At 52.2% G+C, this 11,297-nt stretch carries 6 protein-coding genes; 4 read left to right on the forward strand and 2 right to left on the reverse strand.

Going from position 1 to position 11,297, the window contains the following annotated elements; all coding sequences use genetic code 11:
• Window positions 1-2: 2 nt before the first annotated feature.
• Window positions 3-788, reverse strand: coding sequence for a polysaccharide pyruvyl transferase family protein (locus GX147_01500; GenBank protein NLN59385.1), 786 nt, complete (start codon window positions 786-788; stop codon window positions 3-5).
• Between the two features lie 400 nt (window positions 789-1,188).
• Between GX147_01500 and GX147_01505 the strand changes: the two genes are divergently transcribed.
• The 3 genes from GX147_01505 (at window position 1,189) to GX147_01515 (ending at window position 8,109) form a co-directional block, all read left to right on the forward strand.
• Window positions 1,189-2,430: a hypothetical protein gene (locus GX147_01505; protein NLN59386.1), complete on the forward strand. Its 1,242-nt coding sequence runs from the start codon at window positions 1,189-1,191 to the stop codon at window positions 2,428-2,430.
• Window positions 2,431-2,679: 249 nt separating this feature from the next.
• Complete coding sequence (locus tag GX147_01510; protein NLN59387.1) at window positions 2,680-5,751, forward strand: N-6 DNA methylase; 3,072 nt, start codon at window positions 2,680-2,682, stop codon at window positions 5,749-5,751.
• A 216-nt stretch (window positions 5,752-5,967) separates the two neighbouring features.
• A complete protein-coding gene (locus GX147_01515) occupies window positions 5,968-8,109 on the forward strand; it encodes a hypothetical protein (protein ID NLN59388.1) in 2,142 nt (713 codons plus the stop codon).
• 368 nt (window positions 8,110-8,477) lie between these two features.
• Here GX147_01515 and GX147_01520 read toward each other — a convergent pair whose 3' ends face one another.
• Window positions 8,478-8,933: a hypothetical protein gene (locus GX147_01520; protein ID NLN59389.1), complete on the reverse strand. Its 456-nt coding sequence runs from the start codon at window positions 8,931-8,933 to the stop codon at window positions 8,478-8,480.
• Between the two features lie 401 nt (window positions 8,934-9,334).
• Between GX147_01520 and GX147_01525 the strand changes: the two genes are divergently transcribed.
• Window positions 9,335-10,882, forward strand: coding sequence for an AAA family ATPase (locus tag GX147_01525; protein ID NLN59390.1), 1,548 nt, complete (start codon window positions 9,335-9,337; stop codon window positions 10,880-10,882).
• Window positions 10,883-11,297: the final 415 nt, after the last annotated feature.

The raw sequence follows: 11,297 nt of genomic DNA on the forward strand, positions 1-11,297 counted from the left end.
CGTTATCTCTTAAAGGGAAAGGATCGATATAAAGATTTTTTAATCTCTTCGATCCCGGGCCTGCTGACCGATTCCGCGAGATTCATAATGTCTTTTTCAGTTGTGGTTTCAAGCGGCACAAAAGGCATGACCTCCTTTTGGCTGTAAATGCTGAAATAATCATGAAACTTGAAATCATTACCCCAGACCTTATTGGAGAGCTTCATCCAGAGAGAGGGAACGCCATACGCGTCCGCTATGATCAAACCATGCAGACTGGAAGAAACAACCATCTCACACGCAGCGACATGGCGTATAACCTGCAAAGGAGGTTGGGAAACGTCGATTATCGTAAAGGAAGGATATCGGTTGCAGAGTTTTTCAAGCACAGGATCACCTTGATCGACATAGTGGGGAATGAGACCAACCGAATATTTTTTCCGGCGTCCCGTATTATCCGGAAGAAGCATCGGGCAAAGGAGCCCGGGATCGCCCAAAATCATGATCCTCTGGTTCGATATGGCGGCGGCCGTCTTCCGTCCCCGCAATGCGTGAATACGATGAGGGGAACGGAACACGCCGATGTCGCCGATTAAACCGGTTCCCCAAATATCGATTTTTCGGTTCCAGAAATAATTCTTCGCTTTTGCCAGGATGCTGCCCAAAGCCATTAAATCACAATCGTTCGGCCTGGCGTGAACCACCTGGCATCCCGAGATTGCCTCCACGAGCAAAGGGGATAGCCAATCACCGAAGTTCTTTCTGCCATTCTGCAGGCTGGTCGACCAATATAGTTTTATACGGTTCATGTTCACCCAGAGGATCAGCCGGACAATTTGAGTATCAGAAGTGCTGCCAACAGAACGATCCGCTTACATCAGACGATACGTTTCCTCAATTAAATTTTTGTCGGCTTGGATGATTGTAGAGTCATCATAGCGAAACAAATGCGTACTGAAAAGGTTTTTATGGGTTCAGGAAGGAAACATTCAGATTTTACATCCAAATCCATCAACATATATTTATTATGCGCCGTTATCCTAATGCCACCGACAGTCTTTAGAACGATGAATCGGAATGTTTTCAACAATGAAGTTGACACGACCGGCAAACCACCCTATGTTTCCCGATAAAACACGTTGCTTGACGATGGGTTCACCTTGGGAAACGATCTCGATATCCACACACTAAAACACAGGGCGGGTTTTTATGGAACTTGTTACCGTAGAAAAAGAGATTATTGGCAACATGGTGCGGCTTACAGGCCTTGTAAGGTCCCGTGAAGGCGAAAAAGACGTTTTCTTCGAGTACCCTGAGCAGTTTGCTCCTATGGTTATTGAAAGCGCCGACCCCTTCGTGGCCGCATTGTTGTTACCCGCCATGACCAACAGCGAAACCCTGGAGATCCTTCCGCCGGTTTCACAAAGGCTTTGGGGAAACTTGCCGCGTATTCAGGAAATTTTCAATTGCTGGTACCCGGAGACATTGAAAAAAATTCAGATACGAGCCGATCGGTTCCATGAAACCAGAGCGGAGGGAAACGGCGTTGGGTCATTTTTTTCCCTTGGCGTTGATTCTTTCCATACCCTGCTCTGTCATGAGGAGGACGTTCCCGGACGGGAACGCATTTCGCACCTGATCTACATGATGGGTTTCGAAGTACCCTTGAGTGAATTCACGGATGGGCGGGAACGTTCCGTGATGGACCATGTTCATGAAGCAGCCCGAATATGGAATAAAGAAGCCATTTGCGGCAGGACCAATATACGGGATTGTTTCCCCTTGAATTGGTCCCGTCAATATCACGGTTCCGCACTGGTGGCAACCGCCCTATCCTTGGGGGGTGGCCTGCACAAGGCTCTCATTCCCTCCAGTGCAACCTGGTCGAATCTGATGCCTTGGGGAAGCCACCCGGTTATTGACCCTCTTTGGTCCAGCGAGAATATGGAAATCATTCATGACGGCGCAAATGCGGATCGGGTAACCAAAATCATGGACACGATCGCATTGTACCCCGAAGCACTGCGCTTACTTCGTGTTTGTGTCAACAAACGCGGGGGGAGCGGCAATTGCGGTTTTTGTGTAAAATGTATAAGAACCATGACAGCGCTCGAAATGGCCGGAGTTTTGCGGTCATGCGGATCATTTCCTCCAAAGCTGCCCCGGGATTTCTGGCGGCGCATGGAATTAAAGGCATTTTCTCTCGACGCCACTCTGCGGATTGCCCGGAAGAAAAACGCACCTGTTTGGATAATCGATGGTCTGGAACGTGCTTTAGCGCTGGGTAGAATTAATGAATTGAGAAAAGCGCGTGGATACAGGAGATTTTCAACGGATCTTTTCCGCTACGCCCTCGAAAAAACCGCCGGCAGGTTGTTTTTACTTCCAAACGAAATACGCCGAAGGCGAATCAGACCACGGAAACCAACAGTCAAACCCGTCGCCGAATGATGCCCGTTTAAAATGCCGAGGACATGTGCTTTTTTCATTCGTGAATAGGCCTGGCAAGGTATTCTCAATGAACCGTCTCCCTTTTCACCATCGGCTTGATTTTTGTTCCGGGACAGGTGCCACTCCTTTTCGCTGTTCCTGCTTCTGCGGCGGAGTGCCGTCCTTAAGCTGTGGAAAGCCCCTCGATCGCATGGAGAGACATACAGGGTTATTCAAATATCGACAAATGTCCAAGAAAGCGGCTCAAACATGAACGCACCTGATCGAGTCAAGCAACTGGTCGAAATCTTTGATAACAATCTGGAAGAATACAAAAGAGGTTCCTACAACGAGACCCAGACGCGCCGTGAGTTCATCGACCCGTTTTTCGAGGAATTGGGCTGGGATATTACCAACAAGCAGGGTTACGCCGAAGCCTACAAGGATGTCATTCACGAAGATGCCGTCAAAGTCGGTGGCGTGACCAAGGCCCCGGACTACTGCTTTCGGATCGGCGGCGCCCGCAAGTTTTTTCTGGAAGCAAAAAAACCCTCCGTCAATATCCAGGAAGAGACCAACCCGGCCTATCAGTTGCGCCGCTATGGCTGGAGCGCCAAACTCCCCCTCAGTATTCTGACGGACTTCGAAGATTTCGCCGTTTATGACTGCCGGTTTAAACCCCTGAAAACCGACAAGGTTTCCCACTCCCGTATCCTGATCTTGCGATACACGGATTACATCGACCGCTGGGAGGAAATCGCCGGTATCTTTTCCCGGGAAGCCATCCTGAAGGGTTCCTTTGACAAATATGTCGAGTCCAAAAAAATCAAAAAAGGCACAACCGAAGTCGATGCCGCATTTCTGCAGGAAATCGAACAGTGGCGGGAACTCCTGGCCCGCAACATCGCCCTGCGCAATCCTTCCCTGACCCAGCGTGAATTGAATTATGCGGTTCAGCAAACCATCGACCGCATCGTGTTTCTGCGTATTTGCGAGGATCGGGGAATCGAAACCTACGGCGGCCTGATGGCGCTGCGCAATGGCGAACATGTCTATCAACGTCTGTTCCAGCTTTTTAACAAGGCGGACGACAAGTACAATTCCGGCCTGTTTCACTTCAAGAAAGAAAAAGACCGGGAGACTTTCGACAACCTGACGCCGAATCTGCAAATCGACGATAAACCGCTGAAGGAGATTTTCAAGAACCTCTATTATCCCGAAAGTCCTTACGAATTCTCCGTCCTGCCGGCCGATATACTCGGACAGGTCTACGAGAAATTCCTCGGCAAGGTCATTCGCCTGACTTCCGGGCATCAGGCCAAAATCGAGGAAAAACCGGAGGTGCGGAAGGCGGGCGGCGTTTATTACACACCGGCCTATATTGTCGATTACATTGTCAAAAACACCGTGGGCAAGCTGGTCGAAGGGAAGAAACCCGGCCCCAGGGGCGGTGTGAGTCACCTGAAAATATTGGATCCGGCCTGCGGTTCGGGTTCCTTTCTCATCGGCGCCTATCAGTTTCTTCTGGACTGGCACCGGGACGCCTATATCAATGACGGACCGGAGAACTGGGATAAAGGCAAAACACCCCGCATTTACCTTTCGCCGAAAGGGGAATGGCGCTTGACCACCGACGAACGCAAACGCATCCTGCTGAACAACATCTACGGCGTGGACATCGATCATCAGGCGGTGGAGGTGACGAAGCTCTCCCTGCTGCTCAAGGTTCTGGAAGGCGAGGACGAACAGAGCATCGGCAAGCAGATGCGCCTGTTCCATGAACGGGTGCTGCCGGACCTGTCGAAAAACATCAAATGCGGTAATTCCCTGATCGGTCCTGATTTCTACGATCACCAACAGTTAAATCTTTTTGTCGAAGAGGAAATCTTCCGGATCAATGCCTTCGACTGGAACACCGAATTCGCGGAGATTATGAAGAACGGCGGATTTGACGCCGTGATCGGGAACCCGCCGTATGTAAGAATCCAGGGTTTGAAAGAATGGGCGCCAACCGAAGTCGAATTCTACAAACAGCGTTACAAATCTGCCGGTAAGGGGAATTATGATATTTACGTTGTCTTTGTGGAGCGGGCGTTACAATTACTGAACAAGCAGGGCAAAATGGGTTACATTTTGCCGCATAAATTCTTCCAAGCCCAATACGGCGAGCCCTTACGCAATTTGATTGCCGGCGGTAAGCACCTGGCTGGGATCGTCCACTTTGGTGACCAGCAGGTTTTTAATGGTGCGACGACATACACTTGCTTAATGTTTCTGAGCAAATCCAGCAAAGACCGGTTTATTTATACCGATGTTCTCGATCTGGATTACTGGAGAAGAAAAGGTTCGATCAGTGAGGTCGAAATCTTGGCCGAAATGGCAAAATCCAACATGTGGACCTTTTCAGTAGGACAGGGTGCGACGCTCTTTGAATGGTTAAGCAAGATGCCAGTTTCCTTGAAAGATTTAGCGGACCGGATAGCTCAAGGTATCCGCACAAGTGCCAATGAAGTTTATGTTCTTGAATTAGTTTCGGAAGATGAAAATATGCTTCAAGCAAAGTCAAAAAAGTTGGATCGAGTTGTGCCATTAGAAATAAATTTGGTTTCGCCGTTTTTAAAAGGGCGAGAAATAAAACCGTATCAAATTTTGCCATCTGGCCAAGCTGTGATCATCCCCTATCGAGTCAAAGCTGGACGCACAGAACTAATAAGTGAGGATGAACTTGAACTAAGCTTTCCCTATGTTTACGCATATCTTAACGAAAACAGGACATACCTTGAGAAACGCGAGCACTGCAGAATGAAGGGGCCTCTTTGGTACGGCTATATTTATCCGAAGAATATCGAGGTCATGACTTCACCCAAAATTCTTGTTCCTGATATTGCAAATCATGCGTCCTTTGCTCTGGATGAAAGTGGCAGATACAGTTTTACTAGTGGGTATGGAATCACTTTGAAAGAATCTATTCCTGAAAATCTCAAGTACATTTTGGGACTTTTAAATAGCAAAGTGTTGGACTTTTTTCTCAAACGGGTGAGTACGACTTTGCGTGGAGGTTTTTTCCGCTACTTCACACAGTTCATCGAACAACTTCCCATCCGCACCATCAACTTCGCCGATCCCGCCGATGTCGCCCTGCATGACCAGATGGTCAGCCTGGTCGAGCAAATGCTGGAATTGAACAAAAAACTACCAGAATCCAAGGTGCCCCAGACCACAGAAGTGCTGAAAAGGCAGATCGACGCGACGGACCGGCAGATCGATCAACTCGTGTATCGTCTGTATGATTTGACGGAGGAAGAGATAAAAATCGTCGAATCGGAAGCTGGAAGTGTATAGACTTGTTAAAGATTTCTCCCTGCGGTCGAAATGACAAAGAGAAGGTCGAAAGGACAAAGGGAGGATTGAGAATAGGGAAGGTTGAAATGATAAAGGGAGGACGGGGAATAGAGAAGATTGAAGTGATAAAGGAAGGATTGAGAATGACGACGGGATGGTCGAGGGGGCCTTGCCGGTGATGGAGCATAAAACACCTTTCCTTATAGGGTTTTCGCCATGAACACCCTCTCCCTTTTCATCGTCGGCTTGATTTCGATTCTGGGACAGGTGGTGCTGCTCCGGGAGTTGAACGTCGCCCTGTACGGCGTCGAGCTTTTCTACATCCTGGCCCTGGGGGTCTGGCTTCTCTGGAGCGCCGCCGGGACCTGGATCGGCTCGCGGACCAACGTCGCCGCTGCCTGGACCATGCCCGCCCTGTTTCTCCTGTGGGCGGTTTTTTTGCTTCTGGACGTCTTCTTCATCCGTGGCAGCCGGGTCCTGTTCGCCGGCGTGCCGGGGGCCTATCTCCCCTTCTACCAACAGTTCGGGATTGTCATGCTGGCCGTATCGCTGCCGGGGATACTGCTGGGGTGGCTTTTCTATGAATGTGCACGATCCCATTGCCAAAACGGCAGGACACTGGCGTCCGCCTACGCCATCGAGTGCATGGGCGGGGTGGTCGGGGGACTTCTGGCGACGGGATTTCTCCTCTGGGGCATCCCGAACCTGACCATCGCCGTCCTCTGCAGCGTGGCGGCCCTGCTGGGTGTCGTTTTTCCTTTGAAAAAGCCGGATCATCCGTTCCGGACGGTTGCTTTGATTCTATCCATCCTGCTGATTTCCCTCCTGTTGCGGGTGGACATCTTTGACCGGCATGCAACCGCCTGGAACCACCCCGATCTCCTGGCCAGCCGCGATTCGGCCTACGGCCGGGTCACCGTGACGGGTCTCGCCGGTCAGGTGGCGGTTTATGAGAACGACACCCTGGCCTTCGAGATGGAAGGCACCTCCGCCGAGGCGTTCGTCCATCCGGCCATGCTCCAGCATCCCCGGCCGGGATCGGTGCTCCTGTTGGGCGGCGTCATGGAAGGTCTGATCGGCGAAGTGCAGAAGCATCACCCCCGTCAGGTTACAGCGGTGGAGTTGAATCCCGTCCTGGTGAATACCGTTCGATCCTATCTACCCGCTGTCATTAAAGAATCCCTGAAGGCGCAAAACGTCTCCCTTGCCTATGCCGACCCCCGACAATATCTGAAACAGCCCGACTCTTACGACCTGATCCTCGTTGGCATGCCCGAGCCGGATACGGGACAGACCAACCGTTTCTACACGGAGGATTTTTTTCGCCTCTGCGCCTCGTGCCTGAATCCTCATGGTGTGCTGGCTCTCCGTCTGCGGTCGGCAGAAAACTTCTGGACGCCTGTTTTGCGGGAACGGATGCGGAGCGTCCACGCCGCCCTGAAACAGGTTTTCCCCCAGGTTATCTTTCTTCCGGGGGCAACCAATGTCATCCTGGCCTCGGCCGCGGCTCTGCCGGCGTCACCGGAAATCCTCGTCGATCGCTGGCAAAAACGGAATGTGTCCGCTCGGCTCGTGTCGCCGCAGTATCTCCGTTATCTGTACACGAACAACCGCTTTGGCGAAATCAACGGCGACCTGCAGCAAGCAGGGGTCACCCCGAACACGGATGTGCGGCCCCTGTGCTACCGCTACACCCTCCTGATGTGGCTGTCGAAGTTCTTCCCGGCCCTGGGAGGCCTCGACATCTCCATTTCCGGTCGCGCTTTGCTTACCGCTTCCGGGTTGGCATTGCTGGGGCTGGCTTTGGTTTCCGGTTTTGCCCGCAGGCGGGAGAAACTCCGACGGGGTGTCCTCGTTTTCACGGCGGCTTTTGTCGGCATGGTGCAGGAAACGATGCTCATTCTCTACTATCAGGTCAAGGCAGGGGTGCTGTACCGAGACCTGGGACTGCTCCTTACGGCCTTCATGGCCGGCCTGGCGGCGGGTTCCCTCGTGGTTAATTGGGGGATGAAGCGGGCGGGCGGCTGGAAAGGTTGGGGGCCGGCGATTCTGGCGGGATTTTTGTTGTTAACCGCGGGGATTGCCGTTTTGATCTGGGGACGTGTACCCTTGGGTCTTTCGGGAACGGTGCTGCTGCTTTTTGCCTCGGGATTTTTCGTGGCCGCCGCGTTCGCCTTTGCCAGTCTTCACCGTGTGGAGGATCAGCAGCAGGTCATTGCGCCCCTGTACGGAGCGGACCTGTTCGGCGGGTGCCTGGCGTCGCTTCTGGCCGGGTTGGTCCTGGTGCCGCTGCTGGGCCTCGATGTGTCGGCCTGGCTCATGCTCGGTCCGGTCCTGCTTGCTTTTTGGATGGTTTAGGATTCCCCCCCCTGCTCATTTTGTTATCATTTCGAGGAGCAGCTTCCATGATTTCAAGGAACACCTTCCCTGTCATCTCGAGGAACACCCTCCATGTCATTTCGAGAAGCGAAGCGACGAGAAATCTTAGAGCAAACAAAGACTTCTCACGTTCGTTCGAAATGACAGGGAAGAAAGAAAAGCACGATTTCTCCCTGCCGTCGACATGAAAAGAAAGAATCGCAATGACGGGATATGGTCAGATGCCAAGGGATGGCCGAAAACAGGGGATGCAGAAAAGTTAAAACCAAAGGCAGAGTCCATGGACTCTGCCTTTACCGGGCATAATGTGTCAAAAGCGACTTTAAAACCTGCTTAGGTTTATCCGCTTACTTCAAAAAACTGTACGGGTTCGCCCGCATGGCCCACTGGCTTTCGGGGAATTCGGCGGACAACCGGTCGTGGATGCCGATCAGGTCGGCCGCATTCTTCGTCGCGAGGTAATCCGAAACACCCTTCATATAGACCGCCTCCGGTGTCTGGAAGCTCTTCGGGAATTCCGCGAGGATGCGGCCAAAGTATGCAGCCGCTTTTACGCGGTCCGATTTATTGAAATAGGCCTTCCCCATACCCAAAAGCAGGGAGGGGATCAGTTCCTGGGGCCAGAAAAAACCCAGGGTGCGGTTGTGTTCCACGCCTTTTGCATCCAGGATCAGCAGGGACGGCGTCCACTTGATGCGGTATTCGACGGCCAGTTCGTGGTCGACGGAGGAAATACGGAGGGGGATAAGATTTGTGTTGACGAACTCGCTGACTGCATGATCTGGGTACGCGACCGCGTCCATCCTTTTGCAGCCGATTCAGTTGGGGTTGAAGAAATCGACAAAGACCAGCCTGTCCTCTGTTTTGGCCTTTTCCAGCCCGTCCTCGAATGACGTAATCCAATTGATCGACATGGTGCGTCCTCCTTTCTGGTGGGGTGGTTTCTTTGAATTCCCGAGCGATTGTCCTTTCACGGCAATGAAAACATGATAAAATTTAATCGCTATAAGATAAATGTCAACTGCTTGAAACCGAGATTAAGGAATTTCATCACGACGGCAAGGAAAAAGCAGCGAACCGCGCGAATCGGCGAGGGTGGTCTTTTGTTGACTTCAGCCTGTTCGCAGAATATAAGAAACATGGCATTCCGGTAACTTATTCATGAATAAAACTGACCAGGAGATTCCCCATGCAGACCCGGACGATGACGAGGATTGAATTCAATGCCGAGTTCCAACGGGCCCTGGATCTCATGGAGACCACAAGGTCGCATCTGTTCATCCCCGGGCGGGCGGGAACCGGAAAATCGACCCTCCTCAATTACTTCCACGGGCATACGAAAAAGCGTGTCGCGATCCTTGCGCCAACGGGGGTGGCTGCGGTGAATGTCGGAGGCCAGACGATCCACTCCTTCTGCGGCTTCAAACCGGACGTGACGCTTCAGTCCATCCGGCGCAAACGCAAAAAAGACGGGAACAGCATCTACAAGAAATTCGACACGATCGTCATCGATGAGGTATCCATGGTCCGGGCGGACCTCCTGGACTGCGTGGACCGCTTCCTCCGCCTGAACGGCCCAACCGATAAGGAACCCTTTGGGGGCATCCAGATGGTCTTCATCGGTGATCTCTACCAGTTACCGCCGGTTTTGGGGAACAAAGAAAAGGACATGTTTCGCCTGTGCTACCGGACGCCCTACTTCTTCAGCGCCGCCGTTTTCGGCGAACTGGAACTGGTCTTTGTGGAACTGGAGAAGGTTTATCGTCAGCAGGACGATGCATTCATCCGGATCCTAAACGCCGTCCGCAACCGAAGTGTGACCGACGAGGACCTGAAAATTCTGAACAGCAGAGTCGATCCGCACTTTGCCTCCTCGCCGGAGGATTTCTATATCTGCCTGACAAGCACCAACGACCTGGCGGATCGGATCAACGAAGAGCATCTGGAGCAACTGCCGGGGAAGCTCCGGACCGTGCGGGGCTATATCGACGGGAACTTCGGCCGGGAGTACCTGCCCACGGCGGAGGAACTGCACTTCAAGATCGGGGCCCAGATCATGCTCCTAAACAACGATACCTTCGGACGCTGGATCAACGGGACCATCGGCCGGATCACGGGGATGACCAGGGACGAAGAGGGAGAAGAACTCATCTGCGCCGAGCTGGAAGGCGGCGAGGAGGTGGAAATCGCCCCCAACACCTGGCAGATCTTCCGGTTCGTGGTCAAGGACGATCAGCTCGCTTCGGAAACCATCGGCTCCTTCACCCAGTATCCCTTCCGGCTGGCCTTTGCCGTGACGATCCACAAGAGCCAGGGGAAAACCTTCGACCGGGTTATCATCGACGCCGGCCGGGGGACCTTCGCGCCGGGGCAGATGTACGTCGCCCTCTCACGCTGCACGGCTCTCGAAGGGATCGTCTTGCGCAAACCCATTCAGAAGCGGCACATCATGGTGGACTGGCAGGTGATGAAATTTCTCACGGATTGCCAGTATCGCATCGCGGAGAAAAAACTCTCCCGGGAGGACAAGAAGGCAATGCTTGACCGGGCCATTCGTGAGGAACGGGATATCGATATCGTCTATCTCAAGGCGAAGGATGAAAAATCGAAGCGGACGATTCTCCCCCTTCAGGTGAGCGATATGGAATACAGCGGACACCCCTTCCTCGGCCTGGAGGCTTATTGTCGGGTGCGCGGGGGAAAACGGGTGTTCAACGTGGACCGGATTCTGGATATCTGCGAGCTTTTTTAAAGATCCTGCAAATCCTGTATTGTTACCCCGGACTTGATCCGAGGTCCGGTTCCTACACGCGGCGCTCTGCAAATGGATGCCGGGTAGAAGAGACCGTGTCATAGTGCGCAATTTAGATTCGAGGTCATTCTGAGTGAAACGAAGAATCTAATAATAACGTAATGTTAAAACACAGGAATTCTTCGCCCGGCGGCTCAGACATAATGTTTAAAAAAGGCGGCAAGCTCTCAATTTGGATGGTATCTTTTGTTTTCCATAACAAAAACATTCAAAGGAGGCTTGCCATGAGCATTGTAAACAAACTCGATTTTACCGGTCAACACATTTATGTAGGACTCGACGTCCATAAGAAGAGTTGGAATGTGAGCATCCGCAGCGCGCATTTGGAACATAAGACGTATAGCCAGCCTCCCGA

This window comes from Deltaproteobacteria bacterium (assembly GCA_012522415.1).
Taxonomy (GTDB): Bacteria; Desulfobacterota; Syntrophia; order Syntrophales; family JAAYKM01; genus JAAYKM01.

What these genes read in the sequence shown, in the direction of transcription:
- GX147_01515 (NLN59388.1), top strand. Translation starts at nt 5,968, where the DNA reads ATGAACACCCTCTCCCTTTTCATCGTCGGCTTGATTTCGATTCTGGGA.
- GX147_01510 (NLN59387.1), top strand. Translation starts at nt 2,680, where the DNA reads ATGAACGCACCTGATCGAGTCAAGCAACTGGTCGAAATCTTTGATAAC.
- GX147_01500 (NLN59385.1), bottom strand. Translation starts at nt 788, where the DNA reads ATGAACCGTATAAAACTATATTGGTCGACCAGCCTGCAGAATGGCAGA.
- GX147_01520 (NLN59389.1), bottom strand. Translation starts at nt 8,933, where the DNA reads ATGGACGCGGTCGCGTACCCAGATCATGCAGTCAGCGAGTTCGTCAAC.
- GX147_01525 (NLN59390.1), top strand. Translation starts at nt 9,335, where the DNA reads ATGACGAGGATTGAATTCAATGCCGAGTTCCAACGGGCCCTGGATCTC.
- GX147_01505 (NLN59386.1), top strand. Translation starts at nt 1,189, where the DNA reads ATGGAACTTGTTACCGTAGAAAAAGAGATTATTGGCAACATGGTGCGG.